The 16,362-nt window shown below is 72.4% G+C and carries 14 protein-coding genes and 1 tRNA gene; 4 read left to right on the forward strand and 11 right to left on the reverse strand.

The window, feature by feature from the left end; genetic code table 11:
- Positions 1 to 6: 6 nt before the first annotated feature.
- From pknB to Q0967_RS05310, 6 genes are read right to left on the reverse strand one after another with little or no spacing between them, the layout of a single operon-like run.
- The gene (gene pknB / locus Q0967_RS05285) at positions 7 to 2,073 is read right to left on the reverse strand and encodes a Stk1 family PASTA domain-containing Ser/Thr kinase (RefSeq protein WP_298751896.1); all 2,067 of its coding nucleotides are present in this window, start codon (positions 2,071 to 2,073) and stop codon (positions 7 to 9) included.
- Positions 2,070 to 3,527: a penicillin-binding protein 2 gene (locus tag Q0967_RS05290; RefSeq protein WP_298751894.1), complete on the reverse strand. Its 1,458-nt coding sequence runs from the start codon at positions 3,525 to 3,527 to the stop codon at positions 2,070 to 2,072. Before Q0967_RS05290 ends, pknB begins: the two co-directional genes overlap by 4 nt.
- Positions 3,524 to 4,921, reverse strand: a complete 1,398-nt coding sequence (locus Q0967_RS05295; RefSeq protein ID WP_298751892.1) for an FtsW/RodA/SpoVE family cell cycle protein — start codon at positions 4,919 to 4,921, stop codon at positions 3,524 to 3,526. Before Q0967_RS05295 ends, Q0967_RS05290 begins: the two co-directional genes overlap by 4 nt.
- Positions 4,912 to 6,393, reverse strand: coding sequence for a PP2C family serine/threonine-protein phosphatase (locus Q0967_RS05300; RefSeq protein ID WP_298751890.1), 1,482 nt, complete (start codon positions 6,391 to 6,393; stop codon positions 4,912 to 4,914). The genes Q0967_RS05295 and Q0967_RS05300 overlap by 10 nt, the downstream gene beginning before the upstream one ends.
- Positions 6,394 to 6,395: 2 nt before the next feature.
- Positions 6,396 to 6,863 carry an FHA domain-containing protein gene (locus Q0967_RS05305; RefSeq protein WP_130014851.1) on the reverse strand — a complete coding sequence of 156 codons (468 nt, stop codon included), beginning with the start codon at positions 6,861 to 6,863 and terminating at the stop codon, positions 6,396 to 6,398.
- On the reverse strand, positions 6,863 to 7,750 hold the full coding sequence (locus tag Q0967_RS05310; protein ID WP_298751884.1) for a DUF3662 and FHA domain-containing protein: 888 nt from the start codon (positions 7,748 to 7,750) through the stop codon (positions 6,863 to 6,865). Before Q0967_RS05310 ends, Q0967_RS05305 begins: the two co-directional genes overlap by 1 nt.
- Positions 7,751 to 7,929: 179 nt before the next feature.
- Here Q0967_RS05310 and Q0967_RS05315 point away from each other — a divergent pair.
- Positions 7,930 to 8,013, forward strand: a tRNA-Leu gene (locus tag Q0967_RS05315).
- Between the two features lie 393 nt (positions 8,014 to 8,406).
- Here Q0967_RS05315 and Q0967_RS05320 read toward each other — a convergent pair.
- Positions 8,407 to 9,633 (reverse strand): amidohydrolase family protein, encoded by a 1,227-nt coding sequence (locus Q0967_RS05320; protein WP_298751882.1) that lies wholly within the window; start codon positions 9,631 to 9,633, stop codon positions 8,407 to 8,409.
- A 72-nt stretch (positions 9,634 to 9,705) separates the two neighbouring features.
- Here Q0967_RS05320 and Q0967_RS05325 point away from each other — a divergent pair, with 72 nt between their 5' ends.
- The 3 genes from Q0967_RS05325 to Q0967_RS05335 all read left to right on the forward strand — a co-directional run bounded on the left by Q0967_RS05325 (position 9,706) and on the right by Q0967_RS05335 (position 12,829).
- Positions 9,706 to 10,587 (forward strand): MurR/RpiR family transcriptional regulator, encoded by an 882-nt coding sequence (locus Q0967_RS05325; protein WP_298751880.1) that lies wholly within the window; start codon positions 9,706 to 9,708, stop codon positions 10,585 to 10,587.
- A gap of 89 nt (positions 10,588 to 10,676) precedes the next feature.
- Positions 10,677 to 12,107 carry a sodium:solute symporter gene (locus Q0967_RS05330; RefSeq protein ID WP_298751878.1) on the forward strand — a complete coding sequence of 477 codons (1,431 nt, stop codon included), beginning with the start codon at positions 10,677 to 10,679 and terminating at the stop codon, positions 12,105 to 12,107.
- Positions 12,107 to 12,829 (forward strand): HAD-IA family hydrolase, encoded by a 723-nt coding sequence (locus Q0967_RS05335; protein WP_298752177.1) that lies wholly within the window; start codon positions 12,107 to 12,109, stop codon positions 12,827 to 12,829. Before Q0967_RS05330 ends, Q0967_RS05335 begins: the two co-directional genes overlap by 1 nt.
- Before the next feature lie 70 nt (positions 12,830 to 12,899).
- Here the strand turns inward: Q0967_RS05335 and Q0967_RS05340 are convergent, their stop codons facing one another.
- From Q0967_RS05340 to Q0967_RS05355, 4 genes are read right to left on the reverse strand one after another with little or no spacing between them, the layout of a single operon-like run.
- Complete coding sequence (locus Q0967_RS05340) at positions 12,900 to 13,424, reverse strand: hypothetical protein (protein WP_298751876.1); 525 nt, start codon at positions 13,422 to 13,424, stop codon at positions 12,900 to 12,902.
- Between the two features lie 10 nt (positions 13,425 to 13,434).
- The gene (locus Q0967_RS05345; protein WP_298751873.1) at positions 13,435 to 13,959 is read right to left on the reverse strand and encodes a hypothetical protein; all 525 of its coding nucleotides are present in this window, start codon (positions 13,957 to 13,959) and stop codon (positions 13,435 to 13,437) included.
- Between the two features lie 10 nt (positions 13,960 to 13,969).
- Positions 13,970 to 15,934, reverse strand: coding sequence for a hypothetical protein (locus Q0967_RS05350; RefSeq protein ID WP_298751871.1), 1,965 nt, complete (start codon positions 15,932 to 15,934; stop codon positions 13,970 to 13,972).
- A 7-nt stretch (positions 15,935 to 15,941) separates the two neighbouring features.
- Positions 15,942 to 16,256: a hypothetical protein gene (locus Q0967_RS05355; protein ID WP_298751869.1), complete on the reverse strand. Its 315-nt coding sequence runs from the start codon at positions 16,254 to 16,256 to the stop codon at positions 15,942 to 15,944.
- Positions 16,257 to 16,362 lie beyond the last annotated feature (106 nt).

The following is a 16,362-nucleotide window of genomic DNA, read 5'->3' on the forward strand; positions in this document are numbered from 1 at the left end:
CGCCGGTCAGTCGGTCGGCTCCTCCGTGGGGGGCGGGTCCTCCGGCGGCCCCGGCTCCGTGGGCTCCGGCGGCTCGGTCGGCTCCGGGGGGACCGTGGGCTCCTCGGTCGGCTCCTCCGTGGGCTCCTCCGTGGGCTCCTCCGTGGTCGGGTCCTCGGTCGGCTCCGGGGTGGGTGTCACCGTCACCGACTCCGTCACGACCTCGGTGGCGGTCTGGACGGGCTCGGCGGCGACGACGAGCTCGACCGTGGTGCCCTGCTCGACGGTGTCCCCGGGGTCGACCGACTGCTCGAGCACGGTGCCGGCGTCCTCCTCACCGGTGCGCCGCGTCGTGACCTCCCACTGCAGGGTCTGCTCGTCGAGGAGCAGCACCGCCTCGTTCTGGTCGAGCCCGACGACGTCCGGCACCTCGACCTCACCGCTGGACACGGTGAGCACGATGAGCTCGTCGGGGGCTACCTCCTCGCCGTCGCCCGGGTCGCTGGAGACGACCTGCCCCTCCTCCCAGTCGGGGTCGTCGGTCTCCTCGGACTCGCCCCGCACGTTGCTGAAGCCCTCGCGCTCGAGCAGGTCCCTGGCCGCCTGCTCCTCCAGACCCTGGAGCCGCGGGATGGTCCGGGCCTGCGGTCCGGCGGACACGGTGAGCTCCACCTCCTCGCCCCGGGGCGCCTCGCCGCCGGGCGGGTCCTGCTCGATGACGATGCCGGGCTCCTCGTCGCTGTTGCGCTGCACGACGTCCTCGGCCACGGTGAACCCGGCCGCGACGAGGGTGGTCCGCGCCTGCGCCTCCGTGCTGCCCACGGTGCTCGGCACGACGAGCATCTCGGGCCCGTCGTCGCCACCCGGCCCCAGCACCTGCACCAGGACCCAGGCGACCCCGGCCAGCGCCACGAGGGCGAGCGCCCCCAGCATCAGCGCCGCACCGGGGTGGCGGCGCTCGCGCACCGGCAGCTCGTCGGTCCGCTCGTAGCGGTCGTCCTCGGCGGAGCTGAAGAGCCCCGTGGGCTCCTCGGCATAGGCCGGTGCCCGCTGCCCGTCCGTGCCGGCGGTGGGCACCGCCTGGGTGGCGGCACCCGCCCGGCTCGCCGCAGCGGCGGCAGCGGCGGCCGCCCCCGCCCCGGCGACGCCGAACCCGAGGACCCGGTCGTAGGTGGAGCGGGCGGCCGCGGAGACCGGCTCACCCGCGCGCGCGGCGTTGAGGTCGGCGCGGAAGGCCGCCGCGTCCTGGTAGCGCTCCTCCGGCTTCTTCTCCAGCGCGTGCAGGGTGACCGCGTCCAGGGCCTGCGGCAGCCGGGCCGCGTGGGTGGACGGCGCCTTGGGCGCCTCGCCCAGGTGCTGGTAGACCAGCGAGACGGGATCCCCCTGGAACGGGGTGCGCCCGGCGAGGAGCTCGTAGAGCAGGCACCCGACGGAGTACAGGTCCGAGCGCCCGTCGACGTCCAGGCCCTGGGCCTGCTCGGGGGAGAGGTAGCGCGCCGTGCCCATGACGGCCTGCGTCTGCGTCATCGTGGCGGCGGTGTCGGCGATGGCCCGGGCGATGCCGAAGTCCATGACCTTCACCGCGCCCGCCTCGGTCACCATCACGTTGGCGGGCTTGATGTCGCGGTGCACGAGGCCGCGCTCGTGGGCGTACTCCAGCGCCGCGAGCACCGCCGCGGTGATGCGCGCGGCCTCGTCGGGGTCGAGGGTGCGCTGCTCGTTGAGCAGCTCGCGCAGCGTCTTGCCCTCGACGAGCTCCATGACGATGTAGGGCACCTGCACCGTGGCGCCCCCGGACTCGGACACCGGCTCCTCGCCCGAGTCGAAGACGCCCACGATCGCGGGGTGCGACAGCCCGGCGGCCGACTGCGCCTCGCGCCGAAAGCGGGCCAGGAAGGAGGAGTCCCGGGCCAGGTCGGTGCGCAGCACCTTGATGGCCACCGGGCGCCCCAGCCGCAGGTCGTGGCCGAGGTGCACGTCGGCCATGCCGCCGCGGCCGATGAGGTCGCCCAGCTCGTAGCGTCCGCCGAGGACCCGCTGCGGCGACGGGGGGTCCTCGGGCCGCGGGGTGGCCTCCGTGGGGTCCTCGCTCATCGTTCCACTCCTGCGTCGAGCATGGCCCGGGCGACCGGCGCCGCCACCTGGCCGCCGGTCTCCCCGGCCCAGTTGTCGGTCGCCGACTCGACGATGACGGCGACCGCGATCTGCGGGTCGTCGGCCGGTGCGAACCCGGTGAACCAGGCGTGCGCGGCGCCGCTGTCGCCGTACTCCGCGGTGCCCGTCTTGCCCGCGACCTGGACGTCCGGCAGCGCGGCCGACTGGCCCGACCCCTGCTCGACCACGAGCTCCATCATGTCGGTGAGCTCCTGGGCCGTCTGGCTGGAGACGGCCCGGGAACGGGTGCGCGGCTCGGCGGACTCGATGACCTCCAGGTCTGAGTTGCGCACCTCCTCCACGAGGTACGGCGTCATCGTCACCCCGCCGTTGGCGATGGCGGCGGAGATCATCGCCACCTGCATAGGCGTCTCCCGGACCTCGAACTGGCCGATGCCGGTGAGCGCCAGCTGGGCGTCGTCGAGCTCGTCCGGGTAGATGGACGGGGTGACGCTCATGGGCACCTCGAGGGGCTCGCCGAAACCGAAGGCCTCCGACTGCTGCCGGAGGGCGTCGTCGCCGAGCTCACCGGCCAGCCAGGCGAAGGAGGTGTTGCACGAGACCTGCACCGACTCGGCGAGGGTGGGGCGGTCCTCGGGATCGCAGGCCGCGCCGCCGAAGTTGGGCAGCGTGGTCTCGGTCCCGGGGAGGGTGTAGGTGAGCCCGCCCTCCAGCTCGGTGTCCGGCTCGTACTCCCCCGACTCCAGCGCCGCCGCGGCGACGACGAGCTTGAAGGTCGAGCCGGGTGGGTAGAGGTCGCCCCCGATCGCGCGGTTGGTCAGCGGTGCCGCCGGGTCCTCGATGAGGGCCGTGTAGGCCTCGTCGACCGCGCTGAGGCGGTGGCTGGACAGCGCGTTGGGGTCGAAGCTGGGGCGGCTGACCATCGCCAGGATCTCCCCGGTCCGGGGGTCCAGGGCGACCGCCGCCCCGCGCCGGTCGCCCAGCGCCTCGACGGCCGCCGCCTGCACGTCGGGGTCGATGGTGAGCTCGAGGCTCGCGCCCGAGGCCGGCCTGCCGGTGACCACGTCGGACAGCCGCTGGTAGAAGAGGCTGTCGTCGGTGCCCGCGAGCAGCGAGTCCTCGGCGCGCTCCAGACCGAGCCCCGCGCCGTAGGTGAAGGAGTAGTAGCCGGTGACGTGGGCATACCGGGACGGCTGCTGGTAGCGGCGCAACCACTCCAGCTCGTCGTCGGTCGGCTCGGAGGAGGCGATGGGGTTGCCGTCGACGAGGATGGCCCCGCGGTCGCGGCTGTAGTTCTCGATGAGGGTGCGCCGGTTGCCGGCGCGGTCCCGCAGGTCGTCGGCCTGGACGAACTGGATCCACGTGGTCGAGAGCAGCAGGGCGGTGAACATCGCGAAGACGACGAGCGCCAGCCGGCGGACAGGGGTGTTCATCGGGGTGCCTCCGCCCGCTCGGCGGCGTCGATGCTCGGGTCCTGGCGACGCTCGGAGATGGGGCGCCGGGCGGCGTCGCTGATCCGCAGCAGCAGCGCCACGATGATCCAGTTGGCCAGCAGCGAGGAGCCGCCGGCGGAGAGGAAGGGGGTGGTCAGCCCGGTCAGCGGGATGACCCGGGTGATGCCGCCCACGATGACGAAGACCTGCAGCGCCACGGTGAAGGACAACCCCACGGCGAGCAGCTTGCCGAAGCCGTCGCGCGAGCCGATCGCCGTGCGCAGCCCCCGCTCCACGAGCAGGGCGTAGAGCATGAGCAGGGCGAAGAGCCCCACCATGCCCAGCTCCTCCCCGAAGCTGGCGACGATGTAGTCGCTGTTGGCGTAGTAGGTGATGTAGGGGTAGCCGTTGCCCAGACCTGCTCCGAAGATGCCGCCGTGGGCCAGCCCCATCAACCCCTTGGCCACCTGGTCGGACTGGTCCGGCGCGAACGGGTCCAGCCACAGCGTGACCCGGCTCTGGACGTGGCTGAACAGCCGCCAGGCCAGCACGGCGCCGGAGGCGAAGAGCGCCAGGCCGATGACGATCCAGCTGGTGCGCTCGGTCGCGACGTAGAGCATCGCGACGAACAGCCCGAAGAAGAGCAGCGAGGAGCCGAGGTCGCGCTGCAGCACGAGGATGAGCACGGAGAGGGACCAGGCGACGAGGATGGGCCCGAGGTCCCGGGCGCGCGGGAGCTGGAGGCCGAGGACCCGGCGGCCGACGAGCGACAGCGCGTCCCGGGTGGACACGAGGTAGCCGGCGAAGAACACGGCCACCGCGATCTTGGCGAGCTCGCCGGGCTGGAAGCTGAACGGCCCGATGCGGATCCACAGGCGTGAGCCGTTCACCGTCTCCCCGATGAAGGGCAGCATCGGCAGGAGCAGGAGGACGAACCCGAGCGCCATGGCGATGTAGGTGTAGCGGCGCAGCACCCGGTGGTCCCGCAGCAGGACGAGCACGGCCGCCGCCATCGCCATCGCCAGCCCGGTCCACAGCAGCTGCCGGCTGGCGACCCCCGAGGTCCCGAGCTGGCCCGGGACGAGGTCGATGCGGTGGATCATCACCAGACCCAGCCCGTTGAGCAGCGTCGCGAGCGGGAGGAGGAGGGGGTCGGCATACCTCGCGCGCAGCCGGAGCACGACGTGCAGCCCCGCCGCGAGCGCGGCGTAGATGCCCACGTGCCACCAGACGTCGGCGGGCAGCTCACCGGTGACGGTGAGGTTGACGGCGACGTAGGCCAGGGTGACGATCCCCACGGCGAGCACGAGCAGGAGCAGCTCGATGGTGCGGCCGCTGCGGACCGCGAGGCTGGTGACCGTCGAGGGGGTGGGGGTCGTGGTGCTCACGGACATCCCTCCGGCCAGACGACCGTCGCGGTGGGGCGGGCGTCGTCCTCGGCGCCGGTGGGCGTGACGCCGGAGGTGGTGCCCCCCGGGCCCGCGAGGGCGCCGGTGCCCAGGTCCAGCGACTCGCGCAGCAGGTCGTCGACGGGTGAGCCGCTGCCCGGGGCGCCGCCGGCGTCGGGGAGGCTGTCGGCGGTGGTCGTGTCCATGTCGTCCGGGATCTGGGTGGCGGTCGTCCCGTCGGGCAGCAGCACGGTCGGGACGCAGGCCGCCGGCGTGAGGGCCCGCAGGTCGGCGACGACGCGGTCGGCCCCCGCGCGCCCGTCCGCGGACAGGGTGTCCTGGACCCGCTCCTGGTAGTAGTCCGGCAGGTCCTCGACGAGCACGTCGGTCTGCTCCTCGGCGGTGGACAACCGCACGGGCCCGAGGTCCTGGGAGATCCCGCGGTAGATCGTCACCCGCCCGTCCTGCTCGCCGACGAAGTACTGCTGCTGGCTCCACGTCCAGGCCGCCCAGCCGCCGGCGACGAGCACCGCGGCGAGGGCGACACCGACCCCGACCAGCCGCAGCCAGCGCACCCAGGGCCGGGACTGCTCCTCGGCCAGCAGCGGCGCCTCGGCGATCTCGGAGGTGCCCGCGGCCTCCCGGGACAGGGCGGCGGCCTTCTCGGCGGGGCTGAGGTGGCTGAGCGGGCGGGTGCCGCGGCGCTCGCTGGCGGCCCCGACCACCTGCGGCTTGCTCGTGCCCTCCCCGGGCGAGACGGCGTCGGCGACGATGACGCTGACGTTGTCGCGCGTCGAGGCGCGCAGCGCCGTGTGGACCAGCGCGTCGGCGACCTGGCCGGGGGTGCGGCCGGGTTCGGCGAGGATCTCGGTGACGACCTCGGTGGAGACGTAGTCGGTGAGCCCGTCGCTGCACAGCAGCACCCGGTCGCCCTCGCGCAGCTCGCGCAGCGACAGGTCCGGGTGGTCCTCCGGGCGGCCGGTGAAGACGCGGGTCACGAGGGAGCGCTGGGGGTGGTGCTGGGCCTCCTCCTGGCTGATCCGGCCCTCGTCCAGCAGCTTCTGCACGAACGAGTGGTCGGTGGTGATCTGGGTGAGGCGCCCACCGCGCAGGAGGTAGGCCCGGGAGTCGCCGATGTTGGCGACCGCGAGCTTGCTGTCGACCCGGAGCATGGCGATGCAGGTGGTGCCCATGCCGTCGGAGTCCGGGTAGACCTCCATGACGTCGGCCAGCCGGTTGTTGGCCTCCTCGAGGGCGTGCTCGAGGATGTCCAGGGCGTCGTCGGCGCCGTGCGACTCCCCGTCGAGGTGCACGAGCTCGCCCACGACGAGGGAGGAGGCGACGTCACCCGCGGCGTGCCCGCCCATCCCGTCGCACAGCACCAGGAGCTCGGGGCCGGCATACGCAGAGTCCTCGTTGCGGGACTTGCTGCCGAGGCCGATGTTGGTGCGCGCGGCGTAGCGGAGGGCGAGGGCCATGCTCAACGACGCAGCTCGAGGACGGTCTGACCGATCCGGATCTGCGCGCCCGGGTCGAGCCGGGCACCGGTCGCGATCCGCTGCCCGTTGACCTCGGTGCCGTTGGTGGAGCCGAGGTCGTCGGCGTACCACGCGTCAGCGCCGGGGTAGATGCGCAGGTGCCGGCCGGAGGCGTAGTCGTCGGTGAGGACGAGCGAGCACTCGGGGTTGCGCCCGACGAGGACTCCGGCGTCGTGCAGCGGCACCGAGGTGCCGCGCAGCCGGCCCTCGGTGACGACGAGGTGGGTGGGGGTGTTGCGCCGCTGCTTGCGGTCCGAGCGTGACTCCGGCTTGCGGGTCGGCCCGGCGTTGCGGGTGAGGACCCGGGTGCCGTAGAGGTCGCCGCGCAGCGCGCCCACCACGGCGACGACGAAGGCCCAGAGGAGCACGACGACCCCGAGGCGGAGCAGGTTGAGGGTCAGCTCACCCATCAACCCTCCAGGTGGACCGTGATGTGGGTGCGTCCCAGGGTGATGCGGTCGCCGGAGCGCAGCTCCTCGCTGCCGACCTGCTCACCGTTGAGGTAGGTGCCGTTGGTGGAGTTGAGGTCCCGCAGGATCACCTGCAGGTGGGGCCCGTCGTGGCTGATGCGGATCTCGGCGTGCCGGCGGGAGGCGCCCGGGTCGTCGACGACGAGCGTGCAGTCCTCGCCGCGCCCGAGGGTGGTGACGGCCGCGGTCAGCGGCACCTGCCGGCCGTCGATGGTGAGGGCGGGGCCGGAGCGGCGCGGGCGCGGGCGTTCTGCGGCGGGTCGGCGGTATGCCGACTCCTCGTACGCGTCGGCGGCGTGGTCGACGTCGTGGTCGCGGTCCCCGTCGCGCGCCTCGGCGGCGGCCCGACGGGCGTCCGCCTCGCGCTGCTCGCGCTCCTGCGCCTCGCGTCGCTCGTCGCGGGCGCGCTGGGCCTGGGCGAACTCGCGGGCGCCACCGCGCTGGCCGCCCTGCCGGCCGTCCTTGGCCGTGGGGCGGACCCGGAAGATGCCGGTCTCCAGCTCCTCGCCGGAGACGAGGCGGACCTCGAACGGGCCGGGAGCGACATACCTCTGCGCGTCGGCGTGGTCCTCGGCCGCGGCGACGAGTTCGTCGGTGAGGGCGTGCTCGTAGGACGCGAGCCGCTCGTAGTCGGACTCGGCCAGCTCGACGGTGAAGACGTTGGGGACCATGGTCCGCCCGGGGCCCAGGACGGCGGCGCGGTCGTCCATGGCGCCGCGCATCGCCGAGGCGATCTCGACCGGCTGCACCTCGGCCTTGAAGACCTTGGCGAAGGGTTGCTTGACGGCTCGCTCGAGACCCCGCTCGAGCCTGTCGAACACACCCACGTCCTGCTCCTCGGTCTCGTCACGGCACTGGCTGGCGCCTCGATGGTATCTGCCGACCGTGGGAGGAGCCTGGAGGCTGGGGGGTGCGGTGACGGCACGGCGGAGGCGCCCGGTGCGCGCCCGGGGGCATCGACGATTCGGGGCGGACGCTGCCACCGTGCTAATCTTGCTCGGCACTCGCGCGAGTGGCGGAATAGGCAGACGCGCACGGTTCAGGTCCGTGTGCCCGCAAGGGCGTGGGGGTTCAACTCCCCCCTCGCGCACACCGGAAGAGCCCCAGGGATCATCGATCACCTGGGGCTCTTCGCTGTTCCCGGGCCGCCGCCGTGCCGTGTCGGCCCGCCCCTCTCCAGCCCCCGGGGCCGTGCTGGCCCGTCCTTGTCCAGCGGGGGCTGTGCGGCCCCGTCCCTCTTCAGCCCCCGGGGCCGTGCTGGCCCGTTCCTCTCCAGCCGCCGTTGCCGTGCTGGCCCGTTCCTCTCCAGCCCCCGGGGCCGCCGATTCCTGATCAGTCCTCACGGACCCCAGCAGTCACAGCAGTCACACGATGCGGGGACATGCCCCGATGACACAGGTATATCCCCGTCCGCCGCGAACTTCTCCGCACCATGGTGCTCGCCGGGCTCGTGAGACTCGTGGGGCGTGCAGGAACCGTGCGGTCAGGCCTCGTGCGCCACGACGCCGCCCTGGAGCACCATCCGCAGCTGGGCCGCGGGGTCGGCGAGCACCTGGGCGTCCTCCACGGGGTTGCTGCGCCAGAGCGCGAGGTCGGCCGTCGCGCCCTCCGCGACCGTGCCCAGCCGGCCAGGCTGCCCCACGAGGTCGGCACCGACGAGGGTCGCCGAGCGCAGGATGTCCACGGGAGTCTGGACCTGGGCCCGGATCGTGAACTCGTGGCTCTGGTGGCGGTGCATGGCGCCCAGCAGGTCGGTCCCGAGGGCGATCTTGACCCCGCCCTTGCTCGCGAGGTCCAGGGCGTGCAGCCCGGCCTCGAGCACGTCGCCCACCTTGGCCTGGCTCGCCGCGGGCAGACCGGCCTCCGCGCCCTCCTTGCTCAGGTAGTCGTAGGTCACCAGGGTCGGCACGAGGAAGGCGTCGTGCTCGCGGAAGAGCGCGACGCTGGAGGCGTCGATGAGGTTGCCGTGCTCGATGCACCGCAGACCCAGCTGCAGCCCGCGGTTGACGGCGCGCGCGGTGTAGGCGTGCCCGGTGACGTAGCGGTTGGCGTTGGACGCCTCCTCGACGACGGCCTCGATCTCGTCGACCGAGAACTGCAGCGAGTCGACCCGGTCGGTCGGGGAGGCGACGCCTCCGGAGAGCATGATCTTGACGTGGTCGGCGCCGGTGCGCAGCTGGTTGCGGGCGGCCCGGCGGACCTCGTCGACCCCGTCGCAGAGGGTGCCGATGTTGGGGCAGCAGACGTGGTTGTCGACGACCTGCCGACCGGCGCTGCGCAGGTCGGCGTGCCCGCCGCTGGGTGACAGCGCCTTGCCCCCGAAGAAGACCGTGGGTCCGGCCCACAGCCCGTCCGCGACCGCGGCCGCCACCCCGTGGTCCGCACCGCCGACGTCGCGCACCGAGGTGAAGCCGCGCTCGAGCATCCCCCGCAGGATCCCCTGGGTCTGGGCCGCGACGTAGAAGGGGGAGAACTCCGCCTGCGCCGCCAGGTCCGCGGTCCCGGCGGTGACGTGGACGTGCGCGTCGATGAGGCCCGGGCTCACGAACAGGCCCGTGGCGTCGATCGTGGTGGCGGACCGCGGTGGCGTGACGTCGGGGCCCACCTCCTGGATCACCCCGTCGCTGATGACGATGTCGGCGCGGACGGCCTCCCCGGCCGTGACGTCGCAGACGCTGCCTCCCTGCAGGACGACGGTGTCGGCTTCCACTGCTGATCTCCTCTCGCGGGCTTCGCGCCTCACCCTGCCACAGTCCCGCAAGAAATGTTGCACAATGTCACCATGTCCGTCAGCGAGGTGCCGCCGTGGGTGGCGGCGCGCCTGGGAGCACGTGCACCGGGGCGGGGGGTGCAGGAGGTGCTGAGGACGTTGGGCTCGCACCCGCGCCAGATGTCGTACGCCTCGGTCCAGGAGGCGGCGGGCCTCGCCGAGGTGAACCCCGCCACGGTCGTGCGCGCGGCCCAGCTCATCGGGTTCACCGGCTGGCCGCAGCTGCGGGCGGAGGTCCGGTCCCGCTACCTGTCGCTGCTCTCGGCGTCCGAGGTGCTGCAGGAGCACGGGGAGGCGCAGGGGGCCGGGGAGTCCGCCGTGCGGCAGGACCTGCACAACCTGCGGGACCTGGGGACCCTCCTCGACGAGGACCAGCTCGCCCGGGTGGCGGCCATCATCATGGCCGCCCGCACCACCCTCGTCCTCGGGTCGGGCAGCTTCGCGGCTCCCGGCCTGCAGCTGGCCCACCTGACGCAGACCCTGGGGCACGACGTCCGGCTGGAGCGCGCGGGCGGCACGGCGCTGCTCAACGCCTTCGCGATGCTCCGCGAGGGGGACGCGCTGGTGATCTTCCACCTGTGGCGGACGCCCGGGGACCTGCTGCAGATCGCGGGTCTCGCCCGTGACCGGGGGGTGAGGCTGGTCGTCGTCGGCGACCACGCCCGCCCGGGCATCACGGCGCTCGCCGACGAGTTCGTCATGGTCCCGAGCGAGGGGGCCAGCATGTTCCCCTCGCTGGTGCCGACGGTGACGGTGGTCCAGGCGGTCGTGGCCGCGATCGTGGCGGCCGACCCGGGGGCGGCGACCCGGGCCACCGACGCCGCCGACGAGCTCTGGCGCGACTTCGGTCTCTTCCCCCGCGACAAGGACGGACTGCTGCCCGAGGTGCAATAGTTGTTGCAATCTGGTGGCTCTCGCGGTTGGATGGCGTGCAACGTCCGCCGGGCCCGGCGGTCCCATCCCGTCCCTGTGGGAGGTCTGTCATGCAGCCCGTGCACGTCACCACCCTGGTGCTCTACCTGGCCCTGATGGTCGGGATCGGCGTCTGGTTCAGCCGGCGCAAGTACACCGCGACCGCTGACGACTTCCTCTTCGCCGGCCGCAGCCTGCCCAAGCCGGTGATGATCGGGACCCTGCTGGCCACGTGGGTCGGGTCCGGGACGATCATCGGCGGGGCGAGCTTCGCCTACACCTACGGACCCCTGGCCTCGATCTTCTTCATGGCAGGGACCCCGGTCGGCATCGTCGTCCTCTACTTCATCGCCAAACGGGTCCGGCGCTCGGCCGCCCACACCGTGCCCGAGCTGCTCGAGCGGCGCTACGGCGTCGCGGTGCGGATCATCGCGGCCCTCATCACGATCCTCGCCTACACCGGCATCACCGCCTACCAGTTCACCGGCGGCGGCTACATCATCAGCGTCATCACGCCGCTGTCCCCGCAGGGCGGCGCGATCCTCGTGGCCGTCATCATCACCCTCCTCGCGGTGGGCGGCGGGCTGCGGTCGGTCGCCTGGAGCGACTTCGTCTCGGCCATGGTCATCGTGGTCAGCCTGCTCGTGGCGCTCCCGATCATCCTGGGTCGGGACATCGGCGGGTGGGACGCCTACTGGCAGGGGATGCCGGACACCCACACCACCCTCTCCGGTGGCCTCCCGACCCTGGCCCTGCTGGGCTACTTCCTCCCGCTCTTCCTGCTCATCCTGGCCGACCAGAACATGTACCAGCGGCTCGGCGCGGCGCGCAGCGAGGACGAGGCCAAGCAGGCGACCGCCGGGTTCTTCTTCACCAGCTTCCTCGTGACCGTGCCGGTGGCGCTGCTCGGCTCGGCGGCCGTGGTGCTCATGCCCGACATCGCGCCGGACACCGCCATCCTCTCCCTCGCCGGCGAGGGCTACCTGCCGGTGGTCCTCGGCGGCCTGCTGCTCGGCGGGGCCCTGGCCTTCATCATCACCACCGGGTCCTCGTTCCTGCTCTCCGGCGCCGGCAACGTCGTCTACGACGCCGTGCAGCGGATGATGGGCGTACAGCTCGACGACGCCGGGCGCCTCAAGGTGCACCGCCTCGCGGTGCTCGCCATCGCCGCGGTCGCCTACGTGCTGGGGCGCTTCTTCCCCACCGTGCTCGAGCTGCAACTCTACTCCTACACCGTCTATGGCGTGGCCCTGGCGCCGCCGGTGCTCGCCATCTTCTTCTGGCAGCGGGCGACCAAGTGGGGAGCGATCGCCTCGATGAGCGTCGCGGTCGTCCTCACCATCACCTGGGAGCAGCTGGGTCAGCCCGGTGACATCAACTCGGTGCTGGTGTCCCTGCCCGCGACCCTGGTCACGCTCGTGGTCGTCAGCCTGCTCACCCCCGGGTCCCGGCGCAGCGTCGAGGACCAGCCGCTCGAGGCCGCCGAGGGTGAGGCGCGGTGATGCGGCTCCAGGACTACCGCGCGCTGAGCTTCGACGTCTACGGCACGCTCATCGACTGGGAGGCCGGGATCGGCGGCGTCCTCGTCCCCTGGGCCGCGCAGGTGGGTCTGGGCCTGAGCGAGGAGGAACTGCTGCGCGAGTATGCCCGGGACGAGGCCGACGTGGCGCGCGAGCACCCGCGCACGCTCTACCCGGAGGTGCTCGCCCGGGCGTTCGCGCGCACGGGTCGGGCGCTCGGCGTCGAGGTCGACGAGGGGTGGAGGCAGCGGCTGGGCTCCTCGGTGCCCGACTGGCCGGCGTTCGAGGACTCCGCCGAGGCGCTCGCCTCGCTGGCGGAGCGGTTCTCGCTCATCATCCTGTCCAACGTGCACCGTGAGGGCTTCGCCGGCAGCAACCGCCACCTCGGCATGACGCCGTCCGCGGTCGTCACGGCGCAGGACGTCGGGGCGTACAAGCCCGCCGACCCGCACTTCCTGGCGCTGGACGCCACCCTGCGGGACCTCGGGATCGCCCGGGAGGAGCACCTGCACGTCGCGCAGAGCCTCTTCCACGACCACGTCCCGGCCGCCCGGCGCGGGCTCGACTCGGTCTGGATCAACCGCCGTCACGCCCGCCCCGGCTGGGGCGCGACGCCCGAGCCGCGCGGTCAGTGGTCCTACCTGGCGGAGTACCCCTCGATGGCCGCCTTCGCGCAGGCCGTCCAGGACGGCGAGGAGATCTGAGCGTCCCGAGGTCTGCGCGCCCCCAGGCCTGAGCGCCGTCGGGCGCGCGGCCCGCACGGGTGCGCGTCGCTCAGCCGGGCAGCCCCGGCTCGCGGTGCTCGCCGAAGCGGTCCCCGTCGCCGAAGGTGATCATGGGCACCCAGTGGGCCGAGACGTCGACACCCGTGAACTCCTCGACCTTGGCCGCCGGCTCACCTGTGACGGCGAGGTAGGAACGGGCCCACCCGTCGGGCTTGAACGTGAAGGCGGTGTGCGCCGTGGAGTCCCTGAGGGACAACCACGTCGTCTGGTCGTCCTGGTAGACGTGCACCGTGACGCCGCTGAGGAACAGCTCCCCGGGACGATCGGCCTGCTCGTAGAAGTGGTAGTGCTTCACCTGCGAGCCGAACGAGTCGTAGAACACGGTCCCGACATACATCCCCTCGGGGTTGATCGTGAGCGTGTAGTCCGGCACCACGCCACCGGAGGGATCGGTGACCCTGCTCACCGAGAGACTCGGGCCGTCGGTGAAACGCTTCCGGGCCTGCGCCTCGCTGATCTCCTGGATCGGCTTGCGCAGCACGGGGTGCCAGTCGCGCCCGTACCGGTAGGTCATCGTGTCCCGCTCAGCCGGGCAGCCCCGGCTCGCGGTGCTCGCCGAAGCGGTCCCAGTCGCCGAAGGTGATCATGGGCACCCAGTGGGCCGAGACGTCGACACCCGTGAACTCCTCGACCTTGGCCGCCGGCTCACCCGTGACGGCGAGGTAGGAACTCGCCCGCCCGTCGGGTTGGAAGAGCAGGGACCGGTGGGCTTTGGAGTCGCGGAGCGACAGCCACTTGTCCTGACCGTCAGGATAGACCGTCAGGACGACCTCTCGGAGGAACAGGTCCCCGGGACGGGCACCGTCCTCGTCGAAGTGGTAGCTCTTCACCTCCGAGCCGAACTCGTCGTAGAATACGGCGCCGACGTACATCCCAGCCGGGTTGATCTTGAGGGTGTAGAGGGGAACTACGCCCCCGGAGGGATTGCCGACCTTGCTCACCGAGAGGCTCGGGCCGTCCGTGAAGCGCTTCCGGGCCTGCGCCTCACTGATCTCCTGGATCGGTTTGCGCAGCACGGGGTGCCAATCACGTCCGTAGCGGTAGGTCATCGCTCTCTTCTCAGGGGTAGAGGTGGGCGGTGTAGTCGAAGCCGTTGATGTCGATGATATGGACGCCGTTCTCGAACGCGTACTCGGCGACCTCGTCAGGAATAGTGCCGCCCGCCTGGGGTGGGACTTGCAACACCATGTCGCCCCGCAGCTGACGACCCGCGAGCCCAGACATCTGCGTCGAGGGCACGTCGGCGACCATCGCGCCGTCGGGGTACTTCGTGACCAGCTCGTCGATGTAGCTGAACGCCGTGGTCGGCTGCACGTCGCCGAGCTGGGTGAGCTTGCGGGAGATGATCTCCTGGCCGGGGACGTAGCTGTCCAGCCGCACGTATCCCGACCCGCCGGGCGCCTGGAGGTAGACCTGGTTGTGCGGGTAGTTCGGGGTCATGTAGGTGTCGAACCTGTTGCCCGCCACCATGTTCTGCAACCACGGCCGGTCCCCGAAACGGCGCAGCTCGGCCGGGGTGAGGAAGGCGTCGGTGGTGAAGTTCGCGGCGTCGGCCAGCTCGTCGGCGGAGGCAGCCAGCCGACCACCCGGGAGCAAGCGTCCGACGTCGGTGCCGCTGGCGGCCAGCCGCTCGATGGAGGCGAGCTCCTCGACCGTCAGCGCGCGCTTGACCCACTTGCCGCCGACCGCGAACCACCCGACGACCGGCACCGCCCCGGCGTAGGACAGCCCGGCGTCGACGTAGTTGCCCTCGGCGGTGTACCAGAGGCCGTTGAGCACGTCCGCCGGCTCGCCGACCAGCGGCAGCATCCCCAGGACGTCGAGGACGATGTGGCCGGCCTGGGCGTACCACGGCGGCCGGTTCTCCTCGGCGATCCGCGCCTCCCGCTCGATCGCCGCGATCGACCCCTCGAGGTCCTCGACCAGCCCCGGCTGCCAGGCGTCGGCGCCCTCCACCGGCGGCGCCGCCAGCCCCGTCTGGAGCCCGGCGACCAGCTGGGACACGGCATACTCGTCCATCCCGCGGAAGCGCATCGTCTCCCACAGCCGGGCGTTCACCTCGACCGGGCCGTCGTCGGTCTCGACCGTGATGGTCCCGCCCTCGGCGAAGACCTGGCGCAGGGCCTCGGGGTTGTTGCCCATCCCCTGGTAGAGCCCGCCGAACGGGTCCGTCACCAGGTTGGTGGCGGGGCTCTTGCTCGGGTCGGGGTCGAAGACGAACCCCATGGAGGTCCAGTACTCCGCCCCGTCGTCGCCCTCCAGGTCGACCATCCGGTCGTGGACCGTCGTGAGCAGCTCGGTGGAGAAGGTGCCCCGGGAGATGACCAGGGACAGGCGCTGCGCCCGGCCGCTGATCGGCGGGACGTCCTCGATGGCGTCCGCCCACGCCTCGCTCATCCCGGGGACCTCGAGGTCGCCCTCCCCCTGCGAGGCGAGCCCGTAGGTCATCCCCAGGCCGTTGAGCAGGGCGTCGTAGCGGCCGTCGAAGTCGGTGGCCTCCTCCGGGGTCCGCGCGTGGAACTCGCGGTAGGAGGAGATGCTCTGGAGGTACTGGTCCAGCGTCGATGGCGAGACCCGCCCCGCGACGGCGGAGGCGAAGTAGGGGTCGTGGGCGTGCTCGGCGAGGATCTCCAGCAGCCGCGGGTCGATGTCCTGGGGGTCGGCGAACTCCGCCGGCGTCATGAGCACCTCGACCTCGTCGGCCAGGGCGTCGACCTCCGCCTGCGACAGGTCGCTGACGTAGCTCTCGTCGATCTCGACGACGCCCACGCCCGGTATGCCCGGGGTGCTGGCGGCGATGAGGCGCGCCAGGGCGAGACGCCGGTTGAGGTCGCGGATGCGGTCACCCATCCAGGTCCAGATGGCCGACCCGAAGTCGACCTGGGCCACCGACCCGGTGCCGATGAACACGTGGTCGAGCCGGCCGCGGATGGTGCTGACGTCGGAGGGGAGCTCGTCGTGGGCCGACGTCATGTCGGTGACGAGCTCCTCCATGGCCCCGATGTCGATGCTGACGAGTGCCATGCCGACCTCAGCGAGGTCCCATGCGCTGCCAGCGCACCTGCCAGGCCGTCGACGGCACCTGCTCCGGCTGACCGGAGATGACCCGGTCGAAGTCGTCCAGCGCCGCCGGCCCGGCCTCGTTGAGCTTGCTCCGGTAGGTGTTGAGCTCCCCGGAGAAGTCCTCGCCCATGGGGCCCTGCCAGGCCCCGGCATCCATGGCGCGCCGGGCCGCACGCAGGGCGTCCTCCAGCCGTGCCGCCGGGCTCACGCACGCCGACCGGGCGCTGCGGACAGCGTCCTTGTAGGTGTTGTTCACCATGACGACCTCGTCGTCCCCCGCCATCGCCCCACCTCTCTCGCGCAGCAGGAGACACGGTAGCAGCGGTGCCCGACATGCCGGGGTCGGCGGACGATCCCCGCACGCCGGGCGCCACCGCCCCCGGCCGGGC

This window comes from uncultured Serinicoccus sp. (assembly GCF_947500995.1).
GTDB lineage: Bacteria > Actinomycetota > Actinomycetes > Actinomycetales > Dermatophilaceae > Ornithinicoccus.